Below are 25,135 nucleotides of genomic sequence, written 5' to 3'. Positions count from 1 at the left end.
AAGGGTGGACCGGCGGAATCACGAATGACGCGACTTTGACGCAATTTTTGCTCAAGTTCAGGAGGATTCCCGTGGTCGTCTCAAGAGATGCACAAGATTTGATGACCCGGCGATGCCGCATCTCGCTCCGTGTGTAGGCTCATCAACGAACCCCCTTAAATCCAGATAATGGAAATACCCATCCAAGGTGTTTTCGCAGACGAATGTTTAAGGGTGTGACCGGAGACTATGGGGGCATAGATGGAAGAACGCGGTATTGCCGTTGTTGTAGAGGACGACGACGACGTTAGGCATTCCCTCAGGGAAGTGCTGCTGCAATCAGGGTTCTCCGTTTACGCGACGTCTTCCGGGCTCGAAGGGGTAGAGGCGGTCCGCCGGTACAACCCCGTGGTGGTCACCATGGACCTGGGGCTTCCGGACTTTGACGGCCTTGAGGCCTCCCGCCGCATCCGCACGTTCAGCGACGCCTACCTCGTCATCGTGACCGGCCGGGTGGACGAAGCCGACGCCATCATGGGATTCGAAGCAGGGGCGGACGATTTTCTGACCAAGCCCTTCCGCCCCCGCGAGCTCCGCGCGAGGATCGCCGCGATGCTCCGCCGGCCCAGGCAGGCCGTCGAGGCGGCCGTGCCTGCCGGTGACCTGCGCGGAGCCCCTGCCGGGCCGGCCGTGCCAACGCGTCCGGCCGGCATGGTGCAGGTCGGACCCCGTGAGCGAGACCGTTCCGGTTCAGATCTCGCGGAGTTCGAGCACAACGGGCTCACGCTGAGCGAGGGAACCAGGACCGCCGAGTTTGAGGGAACGAGGGTTGAGTTGACCCGGACGCAGTTCGATCTCCTCCTGGTCCTCCTGGAAAACGGACGCCTGGTGCAGACCAAGGCCGACCTGGTCCGCCGCCTGAGGAACGAACCCTACGACACCGGTTCCTATGTCAGCACCGCCGAAGAGCGCGCCGTCGAAGTCCACATGGGGAACCTGCGGAAAAGGCTGGGGGACGATTCGCGCGCGCCGCGATGGGTTGAGACCGTCAGGGGAATCGGCTACCGGCTCGCGCCGCAACTGGCTGCCGGCTGACCTGCCCCCGGCTGCAGTCCCGAGCCATGGCCCCGAACTAGGCACCGAACTATGGCCGGGGGCCCCGTGGCATGGGATTCTTAAGCTTGGCGGAGGGAAGCACCGTGACTCCCAAGCAACTGGTTCTCGTAGTGGCTGCCACCGTGGGCGTCCTGGCCCTGGTGCTGATTTCGATCGACTGGTCCCCGGCTGCATTGCAGGATCCCGCCCGGACCTTGGGCGTCCTGAATGCCCAAGGAGTCATCCGCTGGGGCGAGAACCCGGACAGGGCACCTTTCTCCGTGTTTGAACTCTCCCTGTTCGTGGCAGTGGGACTGGCCTTTGTCCTGGCCGGCATGACGGCGTGGCAGACCCGGCCCAACCGGAATCCCGGCCTTCTGCTGGTGCTCGCCGGACTGCTGTGGCTGGCCGCCGGAGTGCGGCGGTCCAGTGATCCGGTGCTGTTCACAGCCGGTGTGGCGCTGACGCTCATGTACCAGCCGCCGCTGCTGCAGCTGGCCCTGAGCTTCCCCTCGGGAGTCCTGCGCTCGCGGACGGAACGGGCTGCCGTCGTTTTCTTCTTTGCTGCCTGGGCAGTCATCGCAGTGGCGAGCTGGGCCTTTTTCGACCCGCGGCTGCACATCGCGGCGGGGGAGTCCACCTCCCGCAACCTGCTTCTGCTGTGGGACAGCCCGCAGCTGACCAGCGCCATCGGGGACGCTGCCCGCATTGTCCAGGTGGGCATCGGCATGGCCATTGTGGCCGTGCTGGTCTCCCGCTGGCGGTCCGGCTCGCCCGCGTACCGGGCAGCATTCCTGCCGCTGTGGCTGGCGGTGATCATCAAGACCGCGTCCACCGTCTGGGTCTCACTCGCCGTGGTGCAGCTGACCGGATCACTCTCCAACGAGGCTCTGTTCTGGCAGTACCCGGCGACGGCGATCGTCCCGCTCGCCGTCTTGCTGGGGCTGTGGCGCTACAGGTTCGCCCGCGGTGCCCTGAGCGAGCTGATGGTGGAGATCGGGATGGCGCCGGTCAGCGACCGGCTCATCCGGGCCCTGCGCAGGTCGGTCCGGGACCCCACACTCAGTCTGTGGCGGTGGTCGCCCGCGCTGTCCGGCTTCGTGGACGACGACGGCGTGCCCCGCGCGGTCCCGGAGGACGGATCCGGGCGGGCGGCCATGGTGCTGGAGCGCAACGGCACTCCTGTGGGGGCGCTGGTTTTCGACGAGGCCCTCCGGGACCAGCCCCAGCTAATGGCCGCCGTGCGGAGCGCCACGTCCCTGGCCCTGGACAACCAGAACATGGAACAGCAGCTGCGGGACCAGCTGATCGAGGTCCGGCGCTCCCGGGAACGGATTGTCACGGCCGGGGACGCCCGGCGTCGTGAGCTCGAGCGGGACCTTCACGACGGCGCCCAGCAGCGGCTCGTTGCGGTGTCCATGGACCTGGCAAGGGCGCGGCGGGCCGCGACCCCGGCGGAGATGAAGGAGCTGGTGGACCAGGCCAGCGACGAGCTCGCCGTCGCACTGGCGGAACTTCGTGAGCTGGCCCGGGGCGTTTACCCGCCGTCGTTGCGGGAAAGGGGGCTGGCAGGCTCCCTGACGGCGCTCGCCGAGCGCTCGGCGCTCCCCATCGAACTGGACGTTGACCTGCCGCAGAGGCCGCCGCCGCAGGTGGAACTCGCGGCGTATTTCATTTGCGCCGAGGCCGTGACCAATGCGGCCAAACACGCCCGTGCCTCGAACCTGCAGATCAGCGTCACGGGCGCGGACGCCGGACTCAGGCTCCACGTCACGGACAACGGGATCGGCGGGGCAAGCCCCGGGGCCGACGGCGGGCTGCTGGGGCTGGCCGACCGGGCGGCAGCCCTGGGCGGCTCCCTGACGGTCACCAGTCCGGAAGGCGGCGGAACAACCGTGGCGGCAACCCTGCCGTTCGCGGCCGACCCCACGGAGGACATGCCATGACATTGCGCGTCGCCATCGCGGACGATTCGGCGCTGCTGCGCCGGGGCCTGGCCGCGCTGCTCGCCTCCGAAGGGCTGGAGGTGGTCTGCGAGGCTGCGGATGGCCAGGAACTGCTGGCGTGTGTTGCCGCCCTTCAGCCCGATGTTGCCGTCGTCGACATCCGCATGCCGCCCACCTTCACTACCGAAGGGATCCAGGCCGCGACGGCGATCAGGCAAGACCAACCCGGAACGGGCGTCCTCCTGCTGTCCCAGTATGTGGAGACGGAAAACGCCATGCAGCTCCTGGGGAACGGAGCGAAAGGCCTGGGCTACCTCCTGAAGGAGCGGGTCTCGGACATCGACGAGTTCATCGACGCGCTGCACCGGGTGGCAGCCGGCGGGACCGCCGTCGACCCTGAACTGGTGGCACGGATGGTGGCGCGGCCGCATAACGGCCACCAGCGGGAAGATGAGCTCAGCAGCCGGGAACGGGACGTCCTGGAACTGATGGCCCAGGGGCGCACCAACCAGGCGATCGGGAAGACCCTGTTCCTGGGGGAGCGGACGGTGGAGGCGCACATCCGGAGCATCTTCCTGAAGCTTGGTCTGCGACCTGAACCCGAGGACCACCGCCGGGTCCTCGCCGTGCTCACCTACCTGCGCCAGCACTAGCAAACCCGGCGGCCGCCCTTGTGGGGACGGCCGCCGGGTTCCGGTCAGAGGGATGCCGCTAGTTGGACATCGCGCTAGTTGGACATGGACGTGGTGCCGCTGCTCTTCCAGCCCGTGAACGGCGACCAGACCCCGCCGGCTCCTTCCTGGTGGCGGACCTTCTGGTACACCTCCTCATTGCCGATCTCCGTATTGGTCAGGGTCCGGACGTTGTGGATGGTGACAGTGCCGCTGTAGTAGCCGAGGCTGCGGCTGAAGCTGGAGTTGCCGAGGTGGTCGTCGCCGTTGGGCCAGTCGTCACTTTCCCAACGCTGCTGCTCGATGTAGACGGAACGGTTGTTGTAGCAGCGCACCTGGATCTGGTAATCCACCAGCTTGGTGCCCGAGGAGTTGAAACCGGCAAAGACGGGCTTCAGCGGGGTGACGGTGCAGGCGTAGTTGGTGGTGGCGGCCTGGGCAGGCGCGGCCAGGGCGACGCCGCCCGCAGCAAGTCCCAGCGTCATTGCTGAAACGAGTGCGATCTTGGCGCGGGAGGGACGGGACTTCGTTGTTCCGGCGGTCATGGACATTTGTTTGCTCCTGTTGCGGTGATTGTGGTTTCGGCCAGGAATCCTTTCCTGATGCCGTGTTTCCATGGTGCGGCGGGGGTGCTGTCGCTGACTTCCGTGCTAGCACTGTTTGTCCGGCACTGTTTGGCCGGCACTGTTTGTCCGGCGCAGCAGGATTATCAGCTTGCTTATTATTTCCGGGGTTCCTAGTGTTAAACCCGTAAGGAATCCGGCAAGAGGAGGACATATGTCAGCGCACAATATTGCAGGCAAGAAGGTTGCGTTCCTGCTGACCGACGGCGTGGAACAGGTGGAGCTCACCAGCCCTTGGAATGCCGTGAAGGAAGCCGGCGGCGAGCCCACGCTCGTCGCGCCCAAGGCGGGAAAGCTGCAGGGTTACGACGGCACCGAAAAAGGCGAGACCTTCGACGTCGACATCACGGTGGCGGAGGCCAATGCCTCCGATTTTCACGCCCTGGTCATCCCCGGCGGTGTGGTCAACGCCGACCACCTTCGCGTGGACAAGGACGCCCAGGCCTTTGCCCGCAGCTTCTTTGAGCAGCACAAGCCCGTGGCCTCCATCTGCCACGGCCCGTGGCTGCTGATCGACGCCGGAGTGGTCCGCGGGCGCAAGCTGACCTCGTACCACACGCTCCAGACCGACCTGAAGAACGCCGGTGCGGACTGGAGTGACGCGGAAGTGGTGGTGGACCAGGGGTTTGTGACCAGCAGGCACCCCGGCGACCTCAACGCCTTCAACGACAAACTGCTCGAGGAGATCGAGGAAGGCGAGCACGCCGGCCAGACTGCCTGACCGTCGCGCAGCAACTGCGTGACCCCAAAAGAAGAGAGGCCCGACGGCGGCAATTGCCGCCGTCGGGCCTCTCTTCTTCTGTCACCAGGGTCAGTCGCTGGAGCTGGGTTCCGTGGTGAGGCCCCGGTCGTCTGCGGTTTCGCTGTTCTGTTCCTCGGCCGGTCCCGGAGGCCTGGTGCCTCCTGAGCCGGCCGGGCCGCCATCAGCGGGGCCGGAGGCTGCGTGGCGGCCGGAGCTGCGGTCCGCCGGCTCCTCCCTCGGCACTGGTCTTGTTCCGTCCTCGACGCCGTCGCTCACGATGTCTTGGGGCTCGTTGTGTTCCGTGCTCATTGACTACTCCTCGTCTTGCGGTGTCTGACTGCACGAGCGTGTAGAAAGTGCACTGACTTTCCCACGCTACAGGCGGGCGGGAAGCGAGTACAGGCGCCTCCGCTGCTGCCCTATGCCATGGAAGCCCATTGCCGCAGTTCGCGGGTTTCGCCGTAGGGAACGTCGCGGCTGACGGCCACGGTGTAACTGGAGAAGCCGGTCTGGGTGACCAGCACACCGTGGCGCCGCTCCTGCATGGCGTGCCGGAGGGCGATGTCCACCGCACTGTTGAGGTCGTTTTCGATGGTTGCGGGGTCGTGGGCAATGATTTCCAGCAGGATGTCCGAGTGGTGCTTGATCATGGGGTGCTCTCTTTCGCGATGACGGGGCGGTAGGCCTCTGAGGGCGGATTTGGTGAGGGGTGTTCCTTGGACAAAATTGCCGAGGACAAAAGTAGCGCCGGTTGAGGCTGGAGATAATTCGAGGGGGCCCGGCATTCTGTGATGGGGCGGGGCCGGTGCGAAGCTTCCGGCGGAGGGACCGGGAACGTTGTGTCGTTCCTGTGGATCCACCCTTAGTGTGGCGGACAGCCGGGCCGCAAGGCAATCATTTCGGTGGAATTTCCCGTGTGTCCTGCATCACACGTTTGTCCGTCGGCCCCTTGCCGCGGCGTTCCCCGATCAGCCGCAGCTCCACGTAGTTCCTCCCGGCGGTGTTCCCTTGATGGCCCGCTCCGGGGGTTCGTATCCGCGTGCGGCTTTGCTCGGTCCTGGGCTACTTCCACGCGTCCGCGGTCCTGCCGGCAGGGGGATATATTGGCAGGACAACAGCTGGCGCAACCGGGAGGGACCATGGCGAACTCCGCATCGGGGGAGTCCGTCATCCAGCGCGTGGTGAAAATCCTGGACGCCTTCTCCCGGGGGAATCCGCGGCTGACGCTCGCTGAGCTGGTCCGCATCACCGGGATGTCCAGCAGCACCGCCCACCGCCTGGCAGGCGGCCTGGTGGACAGCGGGCTGCTCAACCGCGGCGCTGACGGGGACTACGGCGTAGGCGTAAAAATGTGGGAGCTCGCCTCGCGCAGCAACCCCCTCGAAGAGTTCCGGCGCCGCGGGCTTCCCTTCCTGGAAGGCGTCCACGCGGCCGTCCGCGAGAACGTTTCCCTGTCCGTCCCCGACGTGGAATCCTGCAGTGTCCTGTACCTTGAGCGGCTTGACCGGCACGGCACAGTGCTGAACCTCGCCGACGTCGCCGGCCGGCTGGACATCCACAACACGTCATCGGGCCTCGCCATGATGGCCCACATGCCCCGCCACGTCCAGGAGCGTTTCCTGGCGGGCCCGCTGCAGAAGACCACGCCCGCTACGGAAACGGATCCCGTCAAGATCCGCGCGCACCTGGCCCTGATCCGCGAGCGGGGCTACGTCCGGCTGGCCGGCGTCCTGGTCCCCGAAAACACCGCGTACTCCGTGCCTGTGTTTGGTGAGGGCAATAGCGTGATCGGTGCGATCGCCGTCGTCGTCCCCACCGCTGACGAGAAGCCCCAGGTGATCCTCCCGGTCCTGGTGGCCGCGGGCCGCGGCCTCTCCCGAACGATGGGTGCGGAGCGCCGGCCGTACGGCACCCGGCCCTGGCTCGAGACGGGCCGCCAGTCCGCGGACGCCCGGGACGCGAACATCTAAGCATCCGCCACCGTCCCGTTGAATGGGATTGACCGCTGTCTGTCGTGATGCCGCTCATACAGTTTTGAGTCAGGGAGCCACGCAAGCCACCGCCAACGGGCACCCGGAAGTCCGGCCCTGAACAGGACGCCGGCCGCGAGAACTCTTACGGACCGTGCCGCCGCATTGTGGCGCCGGCTCCCACCACACTTAGCCCGTGAACTCGATGAGGAGACACTAATGGGACTTGTCCAAGAACCCCCGGCACTTGACGTCCGGGAGACTGCCGTCCTGCGCGGCGACGTCCTGGAACCGGACATCCAAAACCAGGCCGAAATCCGTCCGGCCAAGATGCCCAGGAAAGCGGCGCTGGCCTCGTTCCTGGGTTCCACCCTGGAGTACTACGATTTCTTCATCTACGGCACCGCGGCAGCGCTGGTCTTCCCCAAGATCTTCTTCCCCGGCGGCGACCCCGTGGTGGCACTGCTTGGAGCGATGGCCACCTTCGGCGTCGGTTACCTGGCCCGGCCGCTCGGCGGCATCGTGATGAGCCACTTCGGTGACAAGGTGGGCCGCAAGCAGGCCCTCATGATCACGCTGGTGATCATGGGCGTCGCGTCCATCGGCATCGGCTTCCTGCCCACCTACGGCCAAATAGGCTACTGGGCCACGGCCCTGCTCCTGGTTGGCCGCCTGGCCCAGGGCTTCTCGGCGGGTGCCGAAGCCGCCGGCGCATCCACCCTCACCATGGAACACTCCCCGGAAGGCCGCCGCGGCTTCTTCACCAGCTTCGTCATGACCGGCTACGCCTCCGGCATGGTGCTCTCTACCGTGGTCTTCATCCCGCTGGCGGCCCTCCCCGAAGACCAGCTGCTCAGTTGGGGCTGGCGCATCCCGTTCTGGCTCTCCGTTGTGGTCCTCGGCGTCGCCTACTGGATCCGCACCCGGCTGGAGGAACCGCCGGTCTTCGAAGAAGCCGTGGATCCGGCCAAGCCCAAGGGCATGCCCGCGGCCGAAGTACTGAAAACCCAGTGGCGCGACGTCCTGCGGGTAGCCCTCGTCATGCTGTTCTCCGTCATGCAGACCACTTTCACTGTCTACGCCCTGGCCTACGCCACGGGAAGCTCCATCGGGCTGGACCGGACGTTGATGCTCACCGTCAACGCCGTCACCATTGGCCTGTCCATGTTCACCATCCCGCTGGCCGGCATCATCTCGGACAAGTTCGGCCGCAAGAAGGTGCTCCTGGTGGGCGCCCTTGGCTGCGCTGTCACCTCGTTCGGCTACTTCTGGGCCATCAGCGAGCACAACGTCCCCCTGATCTTCGTTTTCGGCTTCCTGAACATGAGCGTGTTCTACTCCTGCTGGAACGGCGTCTGGACGGTCTTCTTCCCCGAGATGTTCCCCGCAGCGGTCCGCTACTCGGGCATGGCCATCGGCAGCCAGGTGGGACTGATCCTCACCGGGTTCGCCCCCGTCATCGCCACGGTCCTCGCACAGCCCGGCCCCGGCGGCTGGATCCCGGTGGCCAGCTTCACGGTGGTCTGCCTGGCGGTCTCCGCGATCGCCATTGCGACGGCGAAGGAAACCCACAGGACCCCGCTCGAAGAGCTCGGCCTGCCCCGGAAGCGCCGCGTTTTCGCCTAGCGCACCAGTTTGTGCCCAGCGCCCCGCCCGCTTGGCCGCCCGGCTGGCGGCCCGCATCCACGCACCAGAAAGTTGATCCTCCCGTGACTCCATCAGTATCCGCCCGCACCTTCCGCGTCGGCATCGTCGGCTGCGGCGCCATTTCCCGCAACCACCTTGAGGCCTTCGGCTCCCTGGCCAACGTCCGGATCGTCGGGGTCTGCGACATCGACCTGGACCGGGCCCGTGCCACTGCCGAGTCCTGGGATGTGCCGAACGCCGTGAGCACGGTGGGCGAACTGCTGGACCTCGGCGTGGACATCATCTCGGTCTGCACGCCGCACCCCACCCACGAGGAAGTGGTGCTGCAGGCGGCCGCCGCCGGCGTCCACGTGCTCTGCGAGAAGCCCATCTCCACCGACCTGCCCTCCGCCGAGCGGATGGCCGCTGCCTGCGCCGACGCCGGCGTGAAGCTGGGCGTGCTCTTCCAGCGCCGCTTCTGGCCTGGCGCCCAGCGGATCCGTAAGGCGATCGACGACGGAACGCTGGGCCGCCCGGTGATGGGCCAGTGCTCGGTGATGCTGCACCGCGAACCCGAGTACTACTCCAAGGACGCCTGGCGGGGAACCTGGGCCAACGACGGCGGCGGCGTGCTGATGACGCAGGCCATCCACTACATCGACCTGCTGCAGTGGTTCATGGGGGACATCGCCGAGGTCTACGGCAGGATCAACAGCTACAAGCACGGCGCCCACATCGAGGTGGAGGACTCCGCCACGGCCGTCCTGACGTTCACCTCGGGGGCCATGGCAACGCTGGAAGCCTCGACGGCGGTCTCGCCCAGCCTGGGCGTGCAGATCCGGATCACCGGCGAGAGCGGCGCGTCGGCTTCCCTCACCGAGTTCCCCGAGGGCAGGGACGGCCGGTTGGACCTGTGGGCCGTCGGCGAGACCATCAGCACGGAAGCCGTCCACCCGGCCGGCGTCCGCCCCAACGTGGACCTGGCCTCCATCAACGGCCAGCTCATTCCGCACCACACCAGCCAGGTCCGCGACTTCGTGGCCGCGCTGGAAAACGGCACCGAACCGGCCATCACGGGCGAGGACGCCACCAAGGCGCTGCGCATCCTGCTGGCCGTCTACGAATCCTCCCGGACCGGCGTCCCGGTCCGCTTCGCCGCCGTGGAGCCACCGGACATCACCGGCCGGCACTCCGCGCCGGAGGCGCCGGCAGTTCAACTCACCAGCCGCACTGCGGCCGCACGCTAGGGAAGGCCCATGACCACCAAACGCTACGCAGCCCGCCCGCTGACCCTCGGACGCAACGGCCGCACACCGCGGACCCTCCGTAACCGGCTGGCGTCCGCTCCGATGGAACGCAACTACGGCACCACGGACGGCCGCATCACCGAGCAATACATCGATTACCTCGTAACCCGTGCCAGGGCCGGACTGGGTATGGTGACCACCGAGGCCACCTACGTCCGCGCCGACGGCAAGGGCCGCACCCACCAGCTGGGACTGCACAACGATGCCATGGTCCCGGGCCTGCGCAGACTCACGGACGCCCTGCACGCCGAGGGCGCCCTCGCCGCCGTCGAAATCAACCATGGCGGCCGCACCGCGCAGGCCGCGGTGTCCGGGTTCAAGAACCTGGCGCCGTCGCCGATGCCGTGCGAGGTGGCCGGCGGCGAGGTGCCGCGCGAGCTCACCGCCGGGGAGTGCCACGACCTCGTGGACGCGTACGGGCAGGCCGCCCGCCGCGCGGTGCAAGCCGGCTTCGACGTCATCAACATCCACGGCGCGCACGGCTACCTGATCCATCAGTTCATGTCCCCGGTCTCCAACCGCCGCACGGACGAATTCGCCGCACCGGAACGCTTCATGAACCTGGTGCTCGACGAAGTCCGGCACGCCGCTCCCGATGCCATCGTCGGCATGCGCGTCTCCGTGGTGGAGGGCCCGGCCGACGGCATCACCGCTGACCGGCAGCTGGAGATCATCGCCAAGGCCCACCTCGAGCACCTCGACTTCCTGGACATCTCCGCCGGCAGCTATGAGGCAGGCGAATGGATCGTGCAGCCGGGCGAGTGGAAGCCCGGCATCCTGGCCGATTACGCCAAGGCTTACCGCCGCTTCGGCCTCCCCCTGGGCATGGCCGGCCGGCTGACCTCCGCGGCCATCATCGAGGAGGTCCTCAGCGAGGGCACCTGCGACTTCGTCAGCCTGGCACGCGCCATCCATGCCGACCCCGCCTTCGTTGGCGGCGTCCTTCACGACGAGCGGTACCGCCCGTGCATCGCCTGCAACGTCTGCATCGACAACCTGGGGCTCGGCCAGGTGACCTGCACCGTCAACCCTGCCGTCGGCCGCTCCCGCGTCCCTGTTCCCACGCCCGCCGTCCGGGAAGGCTCCCGCGTAGTGGTGGTGGGCGCCGGTCCGGCCGGCCTCACCGCCGCCCGTGAACTCGCCGAAGCCGGTGCGCAGGTGACCGTGCTCGACGACGGCGCCCGCCCCGGAGGCCAGTTCGCCCTCGCCGAGCGCATGAAGTCCACCCCGGACTTCCACCGCTTCGCCGAATGGTCGGCGGAGGAGAACGCACGGCTCGGCGTCGAGGTCCGGCCGGGCACGCACGTGGACACCGACGACGTCGCCGCGCTGGTCCGGGAAACCGGTGCCGACGCCGTCGTGCTGGCCACGGGCGGGCTGCGCCCGGCCGCCGGGTTTCCCGGCGGGGATTCCCCGAACGTCCTGGACATCCGCGAGTGGCTTGCCGCCCACCCGCGCGTCCTGGACGGTTCGGAGATCCCCGGGGCCGTGACCATCTGGGGTGCCGACTCCGTGGCCATGAGCGTGGCGGACACCCTGGCGGACCGCGGCACCGCCGTGCTGCTCGTAGGGCGGCAGGAGGTCATCGCGCCCGAATCGGGCCGGCGCGCAAAGATCCTGGCCGTGCCGCGGCTCGAGGAGAACCCCCGGGTCCGGATCCGGCTCGGAGTGAGCATCGAGGCATACGACGGCGCCCGCGTCCGGCTCAGCAGCGGCGAATGGCTGGACGCCCCGGGGCCCCTGCTGGTCTCCCGTTCGGTTGCTCCGCTGGACGGCTCCGTGCCTGCCCGTGAGCGCGATGCCGCACTGAGCTTCGCGGCCGGAGTTCCCGTGACCCTCGCCGGCACAGTGGTGGACCGGACCCCGGCCATCGCCTCCAACGCCGTGAAGAGCGGCTACGACGCAGCCCAGCGCGTGGCAGCTGCGCTGGCCGCCCGCCCCTCTGCTGATCGAGGCCGCCGAGATCAAGCGAATCTTTCCCTGAACGGAGCAGCATCATGACCACGCAGGCACGCCGCCGGGTGGGCCTCGCCCAGCTGTCCCTCGTGGGGACCGCGCCGCCGGACCTCGTGACCATCGCCGCAGAAGCGGGCTTCGATTTCATCGGCGCCCGCGTGCGGCCGGTCACCGCCGCCGAGCGGGCCTACGACCTGCAGCCCGGATCGCCCATGCTGAAGGAAACCCTGGCCCGGATGCGGGACACCGGGGTGGCGGTGAAGGACACCGAGTTCCTGCTCCTGGATGGCAGCGAGCAGCGCGAGGCCTGGCTGCGGATGATGGAAGCAGGCCACGCGCTGGGCGCCGGCTCGCTGACCGTTGCCGGCGCCGATGCGGACACCGCCCGGCTGGCAGACACCCTGGCCCGGATGACGGAGGACGGCCGGGACTTTGGCATCGTGCCCACGCTGGAACCGATCTCCTACCAGGCGGTACATTCCATCCCCGCCGCCGCGGAGCTGGCCCGTGCAGCCGGCTGCAACATCGTGGTGGACGCCCTGCACTTCAACCGCTTCGGCGGCACTTTCGAGCAGCTGGCAGCCAGCGTGGACCTTGTCCCGCTGCTGCAGCTCTGCGAAGGCCCGGTACAGCGGCCCGCCAGCCGCGAGGAACTCGTGGCCGAGTCACGCTCTGAACGCGGCGTTCCCGGCGAGGGCGCCTTCGATCTCGCCGCACTGGTAGCCGCCTTCCCCGCCGGGACACCGGTCAGCGTGGAAACGCCGTCGGACCGGAGGGTTGCCCAACTCGGCGAGCAGGGCTGGGCCCGGGCACTGAAAGCCGCTGCCGACGCCGTGCTGGCGGCAGCGGAGGACCTCCAGGAAGCGGGGTCCAAATGAGCACGGTGCAGGAAAGCACGACGACGGAGCTCGCCCCCGGCATCCACGTTCCGCTGATCGGGCTGGCCCAAGCTACGGACACTACGAGACACCGAAAGAACCACAAATGGAGAACCCCATGAACGCGAGCACCGATTCGGCAATGCCGGACTCGACACAGGCACCGGCTTCCACACCGGAACAGGACCACCGGCTTCCCGCCCTGGACTGCGACGTCCTGGTGGTCGGATCCGGCGCCGGCGGGCTGTCCGCCGCCGTCACGGCCGCCTACCACGGCCTCAAGGTGATTGTGGTGGAAAAGGCCGAGGTGTGCGGCGGCGCCACGTCCTGGTCCGGCGGCTGGGCCTGGGCCCCCGGCAACCCCCTGGCCAAGGCTGCCGGTGTGAACAAGGACAAGGAAACCTTCCGCACGTATCTGCGCCACACCCTGGGGAAGGAGTACCAGTCGGACAAGGTGGACGCCTTCCTCGAGGCCGTGCCGCACATGGTGGGGTTCTTCCAGGACAAGACGTCCCTTCAGTTCGTCCCGGGAGCCAGGATCAATGACATCTACGGCAAGGTACCGGGCGCAGGCACCGGCAACCGCTCGGTGGGGCCCAAACCCATCAACGCACGCCGGATCCGCCCGGAACTCCGGGCCAAGATGCGCCACCAGCTCTACGAGACGTCCTTCCTGGGCATGGGCATCATGGCCGGACCGGACCTCAGCTTGTTCCTTTCCGCCTCGCAGGGAAACCTCAAAGGCATCTTCCACGCCGGCTGGCGCCTGGGCCTCCACCTCCTGGACCTGCTGATCCACCGGCGCAACATGCAGCTGGTCAACGGCACTGCCCTCACCGGGCGCCTCCTGAAATCCGCTGACGACCTGGGCGTGGACCTCCGCGTCTCCACGCCCGCGAAACGGCTTCTCACCGACAACACAGGCAAGGTGACCGGCGCCGTCGTCGGTTCCCCGGACGGTGAGCTGCAGATCAACGCGGCGCGCGGCGTCGTGCTCGCCGCAGGCGGCTTCCCCCACGACATCCAGCGCCGGAAAGAGCTGTTTCCCCACACTCCCACCGGCCGCGAACACTGGACGCTGGCCCCCGCGGAAACCAGCGGCGACGGCATCAGCCTGGCCCAGGCCGTGGGCGCCCGGTTCAAGACCGACGTGAAGTCCGCCGCGGCGTGGTGCCCCGTCTCGCTGGTGCCTTACCGCAACGGCCGCACGGGCACCTTCCCGCACATCATGGACCGCGCCAAGCCGGGCAGCATCGGCGTCCTCGCGAACGGCAAACGCTTCGTCAACGAGGCCAACGGCTACTACGACTATGTTGCCGCCCTGATGGCGGCCACGCCCGCGGGCGGCACCGCAGAGTCGTGGCAGATCGCGGACAGCCGGTTCGTCCGGAAATTCCCGCTGGGCATGGCCAAGCCGCTGCCGGTCCCGCTGTTCCCGTATCTGCGCTCCGGCTACCTCAAGAAGGGGCGCACCATCGAGGAACTCGCCGCAAAGTGCGGGATCGACCCCGGCGGCCTCAAAGCCACCGTGGAGGAGTTCAACCGCAACGCCCGCGACGGCGTGGACCCGGACTTCGGGCGCGGCGAGACAGCCTTCAACCGCTACGGCGGCGACGCGGGCAACCGGCCCAATCCGTCGCTGGCCCCGATTGAGAAGGGGCCCTATTACGCCGTCCGCGTGGTTCCCGGCAGCTTCGGCACCTTCGCCGGTCTGGAGGCGGACGGCCGCAGCCGAGTCCTGGACAACCACGGCCGGCCGATCGAAGGTCTCTACGTTGCGGGCAACGACCAGGCCAACGTGATGGGCGGGCACTACCCCGCGGGCGGCATCAACCTGGGACCGGCCCTCACCTTCGGCTACATCGCCGGCAGGGACCTGGCCGGGGCCGGCGCGTATGAGGACGACATCAATGTGGCGCAGGCGACGCCGGAGGGACCTGCTGCCGGGCCCGCTGCGCCGCCGGCTACCCATGCGGCGTTGACCGCCTAGGGTGCCGAGCGTAAGCTGACGCTCACCTTCCGGGGCCCCCGCTCGGCGGGGGCCCGGGTCTCCTTCTAGAACGCACGCGGCCGCCGGGTGCCGAGGCTGTTTCCGGCGGCGCGCCAGGGGGCACAATTCCATGTCTGAAATAACCATCAACGGCATCACCATTGATCCGATCAAACAGAACCGGGCCCTGCGTGACGCCGGGCTGGTTGCCGAGGACGCCTCGGAGTCGGACCACATCCTCATCCAGACCGCCGAGCCGCTGACAGCGGAACAGCGTGCGGAACTTGCCGGCATCGACGTCGAGATGCAGGAATACGTCTCGGACAACACCTACCTGGCGGCGTTCCCGCCGGCGGACCTGAACCGGGTGCGCGCCCTGCCGTTCGTGAGCTGGGCGGACGTTTACTCCCGCGTTTTCAAGATCCCGCCGCCCCTGCTGCCGCGCAGCGCGGACACGGGCAATGTCCGGTCCCTGGCGGACCATGAACCGCATCCGGACCGGCGGCTGGAAAGAGTGGACCTGCTCCTGCACCCGGGCATCGAGGCCGGACCGGAGCTGATCGCCCGGGTGGCCGCCGCCGCCAGGGTGGAGCCCGACGCCGTCGCGGTGACCCCGGGCAAGCTGCGCATCACCACGTCGGTCGGCCAGCTCCCGGAACTTGCCGCCATCGATGAGATCCGCGAGATCCATCCGGTCCGCGAGCGCCAGCTCTTCAACAACGTGGCCCGGGAGATCCTGAACGCCGACGTTCAGCTCAACGGGACAACATACCGCGGCGCCGGCGAGGTGGTGGCCGTAGCGGACACCGGCTTTGACACCGGAGACGCCGCCAACCCGCACCCGGCATTCACCGGACGGGTCCAGACGCTCTACGCATTGGGCCGCACGGCACCGGACAAGGCAGACGACCCGCATGGCCACGGGACGCACGTGGCCGGCTCGGTGCTGGGCCGGGGAAACTCGGCCACCATGGGCGGAGCGATTGAGGGCACGGCGCCGGAGGCCCTGCTGATCCTGCAGAGCCTCCTCGACCCCAACGGCGGCCTGGGCGGCATCCCGGTCAATCTCAACGACCTCTTCCAAAAGACGTACGACGACGGCGCACGCGTACACACGAATTCCTGGGGCGTGCCCGGACTCAACCTTCCGTACGACGCGAGTTCGCGGGAAATCGACGAATTCGTGTGGAACCACCCGGACCAGGTGATCTGCTTTGCGGCGGGGAATGACGGCGTGGACGGCAACAGCGACGGCACGGTGGACTCTAACTCCATCGGTTCCCAGTCCGCTGCGAAGAACTGCATCACCGTGGGCGCCAGCGAAAGCCTCCGCAAGGAGTTCACGCCGTCCTACGGCACCTACTGGCCCGGAGATTTCCCCGCGAATCCCGTCAAGCGGGACAAGCAGGCCAACAACCCGGACGGGATGGTGGCCTTCTCCAGCCGCGGGCCCACCAAGGAGGGCCGCATCAAGCCCGACGTCGTGGCGCCGGGAACCAGCATCCTGTCCACGCTCTCGCGGAACGCTCCGATGGGCAACACCTTCGGCACCTCCACCGATCCGCTGTTCTTCTTCGACTCCGGAACTTCCATGGCCACCCCGCTGGTGGCCGGCTGCGCCGCGGTGCTGCGCGAGACCTTGGTGAAGAACGGCCTCAACTCGCCAAGTGCGGCCCTGGTCAAAGCCCTCCTGGTCAATGGCGCCGACGTCCTGCCCGGACAGTACAACCCCAGTGAGGCCGGGGAATCGCCGAACGGGAACTCCGGGTGGGGCCGGGTCAACCTGGCCCGGTCCGTGGTCCTGCCCGGGCAGCCCGGCAACGCCGGCCTGGGCGAAGGGGGACCGCTGGAGCAGGGGCAGGAGGACTCCTTCACCATCGACATCCCTGAGGAAGTCCCGAAGGTTGCTGCCAAGGGGAGGCGGAACCGGGGCCCGGCCGCGGAACCGGCGCTGACCGCAGCCGGGGTGACGCTGAAGATCACCCTCGTGTGGTCCGATCCGCCCGGCCCGCAGCTGCAGAACGACCTCGACCTCATTGTGCTGGCAGCCGACGGCAGCGAGCGCCACGGAAATTCAGGAACGACCGCCGGCTTCGACCGCCGCAACAACGTGGAACAGGTGCTCTGGACGGGCATGCCGCCCGGCCAGGCCAGGATCGTGGTCAGGGCTTTCCGGATCACGCAGTTCCCGCAGCCCTACGCCTACGTTTGGCGGCTGTCCTAGCGTGCCGGAACTCCACGTGCCGGACTCCCACGTCCAGGAGCAGTTACCCGGGAAAGTGACGATGGCGCACGCCGCGCAGCTTCCCGTGGAAGAGGTCCTGGACCAGTTGGAATCCGGCAGCGGGGGGCTGGCCAGCGGGGAAGCCGCCAAACGGCTGGCTGCCGTGGGCCCCAACGCCGTGCGGACGCATCAAGCCAGCGGATGGTCTGTGCTGGGGCGGCAACTAGGCAGCCCCATCCTGATCCTTCTCGCCATCACTGCCGGGCTGTCGCTCTTCCTGGGGGATGCCACAAACTCCATCGTGATCGGTGTGATCCTGCTTGTCAGCGTCGGTCTGGGCTTTACCAACGAGTTCCGGGCCGAACGCGCCGCCGAGGCGCTGCACTCCCGCGTCACCCACCTGGCGGCGGTTCTCCGCGACGGGACCGTGGACGAAGTCGGCGTCACCACGCTGGTGCCCGGCGACGTCGTGCATCTGGCCATCGGTGCGATCATCCCGGCCGACATCAGGTTGCTGACGGCCAAAGACCTGCTCTGCGACGAAAGCATCCTGACCGGCGAATCCCTGCCCGTCAGCAAAGACCCTGCACCAGTCACCGGTGCCGTTGCGCTCGCGGACCTGACGTCCTGCCTGTTCATGGGGACCGTGGTCCAATCGGGGAGCTGCACAGGGGTGGTGGTGGCCACGGGCGGGCGGGCCGAATTCGGAAGGATCGCCCTGGGGCTCGGTGAGCGGCAGCCGCAGACCGAGTTCCAGCTCGGCCTGAAGCGTTTCTCCTACCTGCTGCTGCAGGTGGCCATTGTTCTCACCTCGCTGATCTTCATCGCCAACCTCCTGTTGCAGCGGCCTGTCATTGAATCCCTGCTGTTCTCGCTGGCCATCGCCGTCGGAATCACCCCGCAGCTGTTGCCGGCCGTCGTGAGCACCAGCCTGGCCACGGGTACCCGCCAGCTGGCCAAACGCAAAGTGCTGGTCAAGCGGCTGGTGTGCATTGAGGACCTCGGGGACATGGACGTGCTGGTCACGGATAAGACCGGCACGCTCACCGAAGGCAGGATCAGCTTCACTGCAGCGTTGCCCGCCAGGGACGGCGTATCCCCGGGCGCCCTGTTGACGCTGGGACTTCTCGCCACGGAAGCGGAGTACACGGAAGCGAAGGTGTCCACGGTGGGACTAAACCCGCTGGACATGGCGCTCTGGGCCTCCGCCGACGCGGCCGGATTCCAGCCGGACCGCTACGAACGGCTCGACGTCATTGATTTTGACCACCTGCGCCGCCGGACCAGCGTGCTGGTCAGCGAGGACGGCGCAGCGGCGCGGCTGGTCACCAAGGGCTCGCCGGAAGATGTCCTGGCGCTCTGCGTGGACACCCCGGCAGGCGTGCAGGCGATGCTGGACGAACAGTTCAACGCGGGATCCCGCGTGGTGGCCGTCGCCAGCCGGGCCGCCGGCGGAATGACGTCGATTGAACCCCCCGACGAGAAGGACCTGGTCCTGGAGGGGCTGCTGGTCTTCCTGGACCGGCCCAAAGCAAACGCCAGGGCTTCACTGGACCAGCTTGAAACGCTCGGCATCACGGTCAAGATCGCCACCGGGGACAACGCCAAGGTTGCCGAGAAGGTCTGTGACGAGCTCGGGGTGCTCTCCGGCGGCACGCTCACCGGCGCCGAGGTGGAAGCCCTCTCGGACTCAGAACTGGCCGCGGCGGCCCGCGAGGCCAGCATCTTCGCCCGTGTCTCGCCGGAGCAGAAGGCCCGGATCATCCGCCTGCTGCGCCAAAGCGGGGGGTCCGTCGGGTTCATGGGCGACGGCGTCAATGACGCGCTGGCCCTGCACGCGGCGGACATCGGCATCTCCGTGGACAGCGCCACCGATGTGGCCAAGGATGCCGCCGACGTTGTCCTGCTGGACAAAGACCTGGGCGTGCTGGCGGAGGGGGTGATGGAAGGGCGGAGGATTTTCGCCAACACCATCAAGTACGTGCTGATGGGAACCTCGAGTAACTTCGGCAACATGTTCAGTGCCGCCACGGCCTCCGTCTTCCTGAGCTTCCTGCCGATGCTGCCCGGGCAGATCCTGCTGAACAACCTGCTCTACGACACCGGCCAGCTGGCGATCCCGGGCGACCGCGTGGACAAGGAACAGCTGCTGGCCCCGTCGCACTGGAACATCGGCTTCATCCGGCGTTTTATGCTCCTCTTCGGCCCCATCAGCTCCGTGTTCGACTTCGCCACCTTCGCCCTGATGCTGTTCGCGTTCAACGCGGTGCCCGGCGAATTCCGGGCCGGCTGGTTCATCGAATCGATCGCCACGCAAACACTGATCATTTTTGCCATCCGCACCCGGCGGGTTCCTTTCCTGCGGAGCAGGCCCTCGGCCGGCCTGCTGGGCGCATCCCTTGGCGTGGTGGCACTGGGTATCTTCCTCCCGCTGTCTCCGCTGGCCGGTGTTTTGGGGTTCGACCCGCTGCCCACGCCTTTCTTCCTGGCGCTGCTTGGCATGACGGTGGTGTACCTGGTCATGGTCGAATTCGCCAAGAGCTGGTTCTTTGCCCGCACAGCCCAGCAGCCTCCGGTCCGGCCGGCCGTCATTCCGCGACGGCGGTCCACGCACCATATTTCCCGCCGCGCGGCCCGTTTCAGCACCCCGGTAGCCCGCCCCCTGCGCGGACAGCTGGTCCGCGGCGGGCGGAAGCGGAAGGCCAGGACCAGCCATGGCCGCTGACGGGCGGGCGCCCCGCACGGGAAACCATGGATTCAGCGCTGCAACCGGCGTACTCTGCAGCTGATAGCATCTGGTGATTTGGCCTGGATCCGAGGCGCATCATGAGTGGTGAATCGCATGCACCGGAGTCCGCGGGAAGCATCCGCTCCCGGATAGCCGCGCACCCTGTTGCCGCTTTCCTGATCCTCGCCATCCCGTTGGCCTGGCTGGCGCAGGCCCTGGCCATCGTCCTGCTGCAGGACATCACTCCCGGACTCCTGGTGGAACTGCTGGTCCTGCTGGGGACCGCGGTCCTCGTGACGGCGGCGGCCGAAGGCCGCGCCGGCGTCAGGCGACTCTTCGCCGGGGTTGTCCGTTGGCGCGTGGCTGCCGGCTGGTACGTCATCGCGTTGCTGGCGCTGCCGGTCCTGACGCTGCTGACCGCCGTCGTGACCGGTACCCTCCGCGAGCCCGGCAGCGGGTGGGCATCAACCGCAGGGCTGTATCTGCTGAAGGCCGTGGTGATCGGCGCCCTGCTGGGCAACGTCTGGGAGGAACTGGCCTGGGCAGGAGTGGTTCAGCGGCGGTTGATGGACCGGAAGGGCGTGCTCGCAGGCTCCCTGCTGACGGCCGTACCGTTCGCTCTGATCCATCTGCCCCAGGCGTTCGCGCAGCGCGGGTTCGCCGCCACGCCCTGGGCGGACGTTGCCCTCTCGTGGGCCGTCCTTTTCGGCTTCGCCGCCATAGCGCGTTACCTACTGGGTATGGTCTTCGTTGGAACCGGCGGAAGCATCCTGGTTCTCGGCCTCCTGCACGGGTCCATGAATGCGTCCCAAGGCATGGACACGGTGGACTGGTGGCAGTTCATCCCGGCGGTGGTGGTGCTGACAGCGGCGGTCGCGGCGTACCTCGCCGTGAGGTCCCGGACCACCGGCCAGGGCAGCAGCGGACATGCCCTGCGCCGGCGGCGGATCCGGCCGCTCCGGGCCGCAAACCCCTAACTGTGATCTGACGGAAGGGACCAAGTGCCATGGACGATACCCCGGACGACGGCGTGCTCCGCCGCCCCGAGCTGCGGCTGTCCGCCACGCTGCTCTTCGCCGGCGTCCTTGTGTCGCTGCTGTCCGGGCTCCAGCACCCGGATGCGGCCAGCGCCAACGACCACCCCGCGACGTTCGCCGAATATGCGGCCAGTGACATCTGGATTGCGGTCCACCTCGGGCAGTTCCTCGGCATGGCGCTGATCCTCTGCGGACTGCTGGTGCTGGCCTACGCCCTCAACGTGCGGCACGGGCGGGCGGCCTGGGCAGTCCGGCTGGGAGCTGCGGCAGCCGTCGCAGCATTGGCGCTCTACGGCGTCCTGCAGGGCGTGGACGGAGTGGCCCTCAAACATGCCGTGGATGCCTGGGCAGGCGCTGCCGAGGGGGAGAAGGCCCTGCGCTTCGCGGCCGCGGAGGACATCCGGTGGCTTGAGTGGGGAGTCCGGAGCTACCAGAGCTTCATGTTGGGAGCGGCGCTCATCCTCGTCGGCATCTCAGTCGCCGCCACGCACAGGATCTCCCGAATCATCGGGTACCTGATGGTGCTCTCCGGTGCGGCCTACCTGGCCCAGGGCTGGATCATCGGCGCCGAGGGCTTCTCGGTGTCCAATACCCTGCCCACCCTGGCCGGCATAGTGCTGGTCCTCGGCTGGACCGGCGGGCTCTTCGCCTCGGCATGGCGGAGGGAGGAACACGGAAAGACCCGCGCCCGGTCCTCCGCCGCCTAGTCGTGCGCCGGCCAGACTTCCGTCCGCAGCCAGGTGCGGATATTCTGGGGACTGCCAGGATGCTGCCAGAACAGCACCCAGTTCCTGGCCAAGAGAGGCACTAAATGACCGAGAAGCTGCATCTCACCCCGGAAGACGAGTTTCCGGAAGACCTCACCAAAGTCGAGGACAAGGATCTTCAGATCCTCGACAGCCAGGTCCAGCGCCAACTGGACTATGAATACGTGGCCGAGGGCGAACCGAATCCGGAGACCGAATTCAGGCACTACGACCTCGATGAGGAATTCACCGATCGGGACAAACGGGACTAACTGTCCACCGGTATTTCCAGCACGTTCGATTCGTCGATCCATCGGCTCTGCGTTCCCAGCTGCGCGCAGAGTCCCTTCATCCGCATGGCGATGTGGCGTGCGCCCCTACCGGCCAGTTGCGCCTGGAACCCGGCGATGACCGTTGGATGGAGCTGCAGCCGGGCAGGCGAGATCCCTGCGGTTTCCATGCAGAAGATGAACGACTGGTCGTTGCGCTCCCCGGGGTCCACGGCATAGTCGTCAATGAAGTCGCCGGCGCTGTAGATGAGGGGCCGGCCGCGGTAGAGTTCCACGCCGCGGAAGATATGCGCCGAATGTCCGAACACGACGTCGGCCCCGGCATCCACCAGCGCCCGTCCCAGGTCCCGGTGGCCGGAGGGCACATCGGCTCCCCAGTTGCCGCCCCAGTGCGCCGAAACCACCAGCAGATCGGCCCTGGCCTTGGTGCGGCGGACCAGCGCCAGCAGGTCATGGACTCTTCTGTCGTCCTTCTGCCGCCCGGCCACCGGCACGTAATACACCCCGGGGCGGTCCGGACCCGCCTCCCAGTCCGGCTGGTTGTCCGTGAAGGCGATGAGCCCGACGGCGGCCGGACCCGCCCGCCTGATCGCCGGCCTTTGCGCGGCCTCAAGGTCCGGCCCCGCGCCGGCGTGCAGGATTCCGCTGCGGTCCAGCGCCGGCAGCGTCTCCCGGAAGGCGTCCGCCCCGTAGTCGAGCACATGGTTGTTGGCAAGCGATACGGCATCGATGCCCGCCGCGGCCAGGACGGCCGCGTTGCGGGCGTCCGAGCGGAAATGGAACACTTTCCCCGGTTGCGGCGTCCCGCCGTCGGCCAGGACGCATTCGAGGTTGGCGAACCGGATGTCCCCCTGTGCCAGGACGGGGAGGGTATCGCCCCAGGGGAAGGCAGGCGGGACGGTCCTGAGCTGCCGGTTCACCAGGCGGCCCAGCATCACGTCACCCAGGAATATCAGGCGCATGGTCCGCCTCCCGCCCCTTTCCGCCGCCTACTGCTCCGCCGCGTGCGTCTCTGACGGGTGCTTCGCGGGGCCGGCCACGGCATGCCGGGATCCAGCTTTGAGGGCGGTCCTGATGCTGACCTTCGAGGTGTAGGAGATGGACCCGTATTGGAAGAGCCGCACGGCCATCCGGAGCATCAGGGCGGCCCCGATGTAGAGGACGGCGATCACGACGGCTGCCTCCACGATGTTCAGTGAGCCGAAGGCGTTCCGTAGCAGCGCGGTAACCGGGGCGGAGAACGGGAAGTAGGTGAACACCTGCACGATCGGGGAGTGCGGCTCGGAGACCACCAGGCTGACGGAGTAGAACGGAATAAAGATCAGGGCGATCATCACGCCCATGAAGTTCCCGGCTTCCTTGGCGGTGGGCATCACGGCGCCGATGGCCACCAGGGTGGTGGTGAACAGGGCGAAGCCGCCCACGAGGATGAGTAGGCCGACCGTCATGCGCAGGGGGTCGAAGACGAGCTGCGACGCGTCAAACTCGGGGATGCGCATGGCGTCACGATAGAAAAGGGCGCCGATCAGGATGGGGGACGCGAAAACGGCCACCTGCACCAGGCCCACCATGAACAGGGCCAGCACCTTTCCGGTGATGAGGGTGGTGGGCTTGAGCGTTGTCAGGATCATTTCGGTGACCCTGTTCTCCTTCTCCTCCAGGGTGGAGTTCAGCATCTGCCCGGCAAGGAGCACCACCAGTCCGTAGAAAACCACCAGGAATGCCATCGGCGGGATCACGGAATTCATGCCTCCGGACACCTCGGACCCCTGGTAGGTGACGGTGTCCACCTGCGCCGACCCCGACGCGAGGCTGGACAGTTGGGGCGAGCCGATTTTGACTGCCACAGCGCGGGCCAGCATGGCCTGCGCGACGGCGGCGTACTTGCCGTTCTCGAACAGTCCCCGGTCCGCGCCGTACGCCTTCACCGCAGTGGTCTCGGGGTGCGCGGGGAACTCGAAGTAGGCATCCACGGCGCCGGACTGCACGGCCCGGATCCCGGCGTCGGACGAGGCCGCGGGAACGGCGCCGAATGCGGCCGCGTCGGCGGGTGTGATGAGGCCGGAGGCGTCCAGGTAGGAGATGCTGAACTGGGCGTTCTTCTGGGCCTCGGCGGCAGTGCTGGTGCTGGTGTTGCTGAGGAAGATCATCCCGAACACCACAGCCATGATGACGGGCACGGACAGCGTGCCGATCCAGAAGCGCACCTTGGTGACGGTGCGCACGAATTCGAAGCTGATGACCGTTCCAAGGTTGTGCTGTGCCATGGCTAGGCACCCCGCTCTGCGGCTGCGCGCCCGGGAACGGACGACGGCGGCTGGGTGCGGTCCCCGTACACGCGGATGAAGATGTCCTCCATCGAGATTTTGGTGGTGGTGAAGCTGCGGATGACCAGGCCGGCGTCCATGAGTTCCCGCAGGATGGCCGCTTCGTCGCTGTCGTCCGTGATGGAGAGCTCCGCATAGTTGGTCTCCTCCAGCGTCACCTCGTAATGGGGTGAAGGAGGTATGGGCCCGGCATGCCGGATACGGACGATCCGGCCGCCGTATTTGTTCTGCACCTCATCGATGGTGCCGTAGGCCTCGGACGTGCCGTCTTTCAGGAGGATGATGCGGTCGCAAAGCCGCTCCACCTCCTCCATCTGGTGGGTCACCATGACCACCGTGGCGCCGTCGTTCTTCTGTTCCCCGATGATGTCCATCAGCAGCCGGCGGTTCACGGGGTCGAAGCCCTTGGTGGGCTCATCGAGGATGAGGAGCTCCGGACGGTTCATGATGGTGACGCCGAGCTGGACTTTTTGCTGCTCGCCGCTGGAGAGCTTGTCCACCTGGGTGGCGGCCTTGCCGGCCAGGTCCACCCGGTCGAGGTAGGCCAGGGACCACTGCCGCGCCGAATGCCGGTCCATTCCCTTGAGCCGGCCGAAGTAGGTCATGACGTCCATGACCTTTTCCTTCTTGTAGAGCCCGCGTTCCTCCGGAAGATAGCCCAGCCTGCTGCCGTGCTCGGGTTTGAAGGGCCGGCCGTTGATGTGGAGGACCCCGGCCGTGGGTTCGTAGAGGCCCAGGAGGGCGCGGATGGTGGTGGTCTTGCCCGAGCCGTTGCTGCCCAGGAACCCGAACGTCTCGCCGGCCCGGACATCGAAGGACAGGTCGCGGACCACGGTGGTGTCCGCGAAGTCCATCCGGAAACCGCTGATATGCACCACTGGCTCGTCCATGGCTGTCGCCGCCTGTACCGATCATTGCCCGCCGTTGTCGGTTCCCCCCGGGGCAGGCTGCCATGTGACAAGACTGGTCGCGGACGCCCTCAAATGGAAGGGGCGAAGGT

General features: G+C 67.5%; 21 protein-coding genes. 15 read left to right on the top strand and 6 right to left on the bottom strand.

Features of this window, described 5'->3' with window-relative positions:
- The first annotated feature begins 240 nt into the window (after window positions 1–240).
- From JOE41_RS07630 to JOE41_RS07620, 3 genes are all read left to right on the top strand, one after another.
- Window positions 241–1,074, top strand: a complete 834-nt coding sequence (locus tag JOE41_RS07630; protein WP_209751803.1) for a response regulator transcription factor — start codon at window positions 241–243, stop codon at window positions 1,072–1,074.
- 104 nt (window positions 1,075–1,178) lie between these two features.
- A complete protein-coding gene (locus tag JOE41_RS07625) occupies window positions 1,179–3,020 on the top strand; it encodes a histidine kinase (protein ID WP_307800675.1) in 1,842 nt (613 codons plus the stop codon).
- Window positions 3,017–3,673, top strand: a complete 657-nt coding sequence (locus JOE41_RS07620; protein ID WP_011693315.1) for a response regulator transcription factor — start codon at window positions 3,017–3,019, stop codon at window positions 3,671–3,673. The genes JOE41_RS07625 and JOE41_RS07620 overlap by 4 nt, the downstream gene beginning before the upstream one ends.
- A 74-nt stretch (window positions 3,674–3,747) precedes the next feature.
- Here the strand turns inward: JOE41_RS07620 and JOE41_RS07615 are convergent, their stop codons facing one another.
- Window positions 3,748–4,242 carry a hypothetical protein gene (locus tag JOE41_RS07615; RefSeq protein ID WP_011693314.1) on the bottom strand — a complete coding sequence of 165 codons (495 nt, stop codon included), beginning with the start codon at window positions 4,240–4,242 and terminating at the stop codon, window positions 3,748–3,750.
- 226 nt (window positions 4,243–4,468) lie between these two features.
- On the opposite strand from JOE41_RS07615, the gene JOE41_RS07610 reads away from it, so the two are divergent.
- Entirely contained in the window at window positions 4,469–5,035 is a 567-nt protein-coding gene (locus tag JOE41_RS07610; RefSeq protein WP_011693313.1) for a type 1 glutamine amidotransferase domain-containing protein, read from the top strand.
- A gap of 90 nt (window positions 5,036–5,125) precedes the next feature.
- On the opposite strand, the gene JOE41_RS07605 is transcribed toward JOE41_RS07610, so the two are convergent.
- Together JOE41_RS07605 and JOE41_RS07600 are read right to left on the bottom strand one after the other, a co-directional pair.
- Entirely contained in the window at window positions 5,126–5,365 is a 240-nt protein-coding gene (locus JOE41_RS07605) for a hypothetical protein (protein WP_011693312.1), read from the bottom strand.
- 110 nt (window positions 5,366–5,475) lie between these two features.
- Entirely contained in the window at window positions 5,476–5,706 is a 231-nt protein-coding gene (locus JOE41_RS07600) for a hypothetical protein (RefSeq protein WP_052309724.1), read from the bottom strand.
- Between the two features lie 489 nt (window positions 5,707–6,195).
- On the opposite strand from JOE41_RS07600, the gene JOE41_RS07595 reads away from it, so the two are divergent.
- The 11 genes from JOE41_RS07595 (at window position 6,196) to JOE41_RS07545 (ending at window position 21,790) form a co-directional block, all read left to right on the top strand.
- Complete coding sequence (locus tag JOE41_RS07595; RefSeq protein ID WP_209751801.1) at window positions 6,196–7,026, top strand: IclR family transcriptional regulator; 831 nt, start codon at window positions 6,196–6,198, stop codon at window positions 7,024–7,026.
- A gap of 219 nt (window positions 7,027–7,245) precedes the next feature.
- Window positions 7,246–8,652 (top strand): MFS transporter, encoded by a 1,407-nt coding sequence (locus JOE41_RS07590; protein WP_209751800.1) that lies wholly within the window; start codon window positions 7,246–7,248, stop codon window positions 8,650–8,652.
- Window positions 8,653–8,735: 83 nt separating this feature from the next.
- A complete protein-coding gene (locus JOE41_RS07585) occupies window positions 8,736–9,899 on the top strand; it encodes a Gfo/Idh/MocA family protein (RefSeq protein WP_209751798.1) in 1,164 nt (387 codons plus the stop codon).
- A gap of 9 nt (window positions 9,900–9,908) precedes the next feature.
- The gene (locus JOE41_RS07580) at window positions 9,909–11,960 is read left to right on the top strand and encodes an FAD-dependent oxidoreductase (protein ID WP_209751796.1); all 2,052 of its coding nucleotides are present in this window, start codon (window positions 9,909–9,911) and stop codon (window positions 11,958–11,960) included.
- Window positions 11,957–12,793 carry a sugar phosphate isomerase/epimerase gene (locus JOE41_RS07575; protein ID WP_209751794.1) on the top strand — a complete coding sequence of 279 codons (837 nt, stop codon included), beginning with the start codon at window positions 11,957–11,959 and terminating at the stop codon, window positions 12,791–12,793. Before JOE41_RS07580 ends, JOE41_RS07575 begins: the two co-directional genes overlap by 4 nt.
- A 118-nt stretch (window positions 12,794–12,911) precedes the next feature.
- Window positions 12,912–14,783: an FAD-dependent oxidoreductase gene (locus tag JOE41_RS07570; protein ID WP_209751792.1), complete on the top strand. Its 1,872-nt coding sequence runs from the start codon at window positions 12,912–12,914 to the stop codon at window positions 14,781–14,783.
- A 130-nt stretch (window positions 14,784–14,913) separates the two neighbouring features.
- Window positions 14,914–17,007 carry a S8 family serine peptidase gene (locus JOE41_RS07565; RefSeq protein WP_011693304.1) on the top strand — a complete coding sequence of 698 codons (2,094 nt, stop codon included), beginning with the start codon at window positions 14,914–14,916 and terminating at the stop codon, window positions 17,005–17,007.
- Window positions 17,008–17,023: 16 nt separating this feature from the next.
- Complete coding sequence (gene mgtA / locus JOE41_RS07560) at window positions 17,024–19,732, top strand: magnesium-translocating P-type ATPase (protein WP_307800674.1); 2,709 nt, start codon at window positions 17,024–17,026, stop codon at window positions 19,730–19,732.
- A gap of 101 nt (window positions 19,733–19,833) precedes the next feature.
- On the top strand, window positions 19,834–20,712 hold the full coding sequence (locus JOE41_RS07555) for a CPBP family intramembrane glutamic endopeptidase (RefSeq protein ID WP_209751790.1): 879 nt from the start codon (window positions 19,834–19,836) through the stop codon (window positions 20,710–20,712).
- Window positions 20,713–20,741: 29 nt separating this feature from the next.
- The gene (locus JOE41_RS07550) at window positions 20,742–21,479 is read left to right on the top strand and encodes a hypothetical protein (RefSeq protein ID WP_209751788.1); all 738 of its coding nucleotides are present in this window, start codon (window positions 20,742–20,744) and stop codon (window positions 21,477–21,479) included.
- A gap of 104 nt (window positions 21,480–21,583) precedes the next feature.
- Window positions 21,584–21,790, top strand: coding sequence for a hypothetical protein (locus JOE41_RS07545; RefSeq protein ID WP_011693998.1), 207 nt, complete (start codon window positions 21,584–21,586; stop codon window positions 21,788–21,790).
- Here the strand turns inward: JOE41_RS07545 and JOE41_RS07540 are convergent.
- Genes JOE41_RS07540 through JOE41_RS07530 form a run of 3 tightly spaced genes read right to left on the bottom strand, consistent with a single transcriptional unit; the run spans window position 21,787 to window position 25,025 of the window.
- Window positions 21,787–22,770: a CapA family protein gene (locus tag JOE41_RS07540; protein ID WP_209751786.1), complete on the bottom strand. Its 984-nt coding sequence runs from the start codon at window positions 22,768–22,770 to the stop codon at window positions 21,787–21,789. The genes JOE41_RS07545 and JOE41_RS07540 overlap by 4 nt on opposite strands.
- A gap of 27 nt (window positions 22,771–22,797) precedes the next feature.
- The gene (locus tag JOE41_RS07535; protein ID WP_209751785.1) at window positions 22,798–24,075 is read right to left on the bottom strand and encodes an ABC transporter permease; all 1,278 of its coding nucleotides are present in this window, start codon (window positions 24,073–24,075) and stop codon (window positions 22,798–22,800) included.
- A 2-nt stretch (window positions 24,076–24,077) separates the two neighbouring features.
- Complete coding sequence (locus JOE41_RS07530) at window positions 24,078–25,025, bottom strand: ABC transporter ATP-binding protein (protein ID WP_011693298.1); 948 nt, start codon at window positions 25,023–25,025, stop codon at window positions 24,078–24,080.
- Between the last annotated feature and the right edge of the window lie 110 nt (window positions 25,026–25,135).

The organism is Arthrobacter sp. PvP103 (assembly GCF_017833075.1).
Taxonomy (GTDB): domain Bacteria; phylum Actinomycetota; class Actinomycetes; order Actinomycetales; family Micrococcaceae; genus Arthrobacter.
This window is presented reverse-complemented; position numbering and strand designations above follow the sequence as displayed.

Bases quoted from the DNA above. Each gene is read 5' to 3' on its own strand.
- JOE41_RS07615 (WP_011693314.1), bottom strand. From the start codon at position 4,242: ATGTCCATGACCGCCGGAACAACGAAGTCCCGTCCCTCCCGCGCCAAG.
- JOE41_RS07570 (WP_209751792.1), top strand. From the start codon at position 12,912: ATGAACGCGAGCACCGATTCGGCAATGCCGGACTCGACACAGGCACCG.
- JOE41_RS07590 (WP_209751800.1), top strand. From the start codon at position 7,246: ATGGGACTTGTCCAAGAACCCCCGGCACTTGACGTCCGGGAGACTGCC.
- JOE41_RS07605 (WP_011693312.1), bottom strand. From the start codon at position 5,365: ATGAGCACGGAACACAACGAGCCCCAAGACATCGTGAGCGACGGCGTC.
- JOE41_RS07535 (WP_209751785.1), bottom strand. From the start codon at position 24,075: ATGGCACAGCACAACCTTGGAACGGTCATCAGCTTCGAATTCGTGCGC.
- JOE41_RS07610 (WP_011693313.1), top strand. From the start codon at position 4,469: ATGTCAGCGCACAATATTGCAGGCAAGAAGGTTGCGTTCCTGCTGACC.
- JOE41_RS07630 (WP_209751803.1), top strand. From the start codon at position 241: ATGGAAGAACGCGGTATTGCCGTTGTTGTAGAGGACGACGACGACGTT.
- JOE41_RS07620 (WP_011693315.1), top strand. From the start codon at position 3,017: ATGACATTGCGCGTCGCCATCGCGGACGATTCGGCGCTGCTGCGCCGG.
- JOE41_RS07600 (WP_052309724.1), bottom strand. From the start codon at position 5,706: ATGATCAAGCACCACTCGGACATCCTGCTGGAAATCATTGCCCACGAC.
- JOE41_RS07550 (WP_209751788.1), top strand. From the start codon at position 20,742: ATGGACGATACCCCGGACGACGGCGTGCTCCGCCGCCCCGAGCTGCGG.
- JOE41_RS07540 (WP_209751786.1), bottom strand. From the start codon at position 22,770: ATGCGCCTGATATTCCTGGGTGACGTGATGCTGGGCCGCCTGGTGAAC.
- JOE41_RS07555 (WP_209751790.1), top strand. From the start codon at position 19,834: ATGAGTGGTGAATCGCATGCACCGGAGTCCGCGGGAAGCATCCGCTCC.
- JOE41_RS07575 (WP_209751794.1), top strand. From the start codon at position 11,957: ATGACCACGCAGGCACGCCGCCGGGTGGGCCTCGCCCAGCTGTCCCTC.
- JOE41_RS07595 (WP_209751801.1), top strand. From the start codon at position 6,196: ATGGCGAACTCCGCATCGGGGGAGTCCGTCATCCAGCGCGTGGTGAAA.
- JOE41_RS07545 (WP_011693998.1), top strand. From the start codon at position 21,584: ATGACCGAGAAGCTGCATCTCACCCCGGAAGACGAGTTTCCGGAAGAC.
- JOE41_RS07530 (WP_011693298.1), bottom strand. From the start codon at position 25,025: ATGGACGAGCCAGTGGTGCATATCAGCGGTTTCCGGATGGACTTCGCG.
- JOE41_RS07580 (WP_209751796.1), top strand. From the start codon at position 9,909: ATGACCACCAAACGCTACGCAGCCCGCCCGCTGACCCTCGGACGCAAC.
- JOE41_RS07565 (WP_011693304.1), top strand. From the start codon at position 14,914: ATGTCTGAAATAACCATCAACGGCATCACCATTGATCCGATCAAACAG.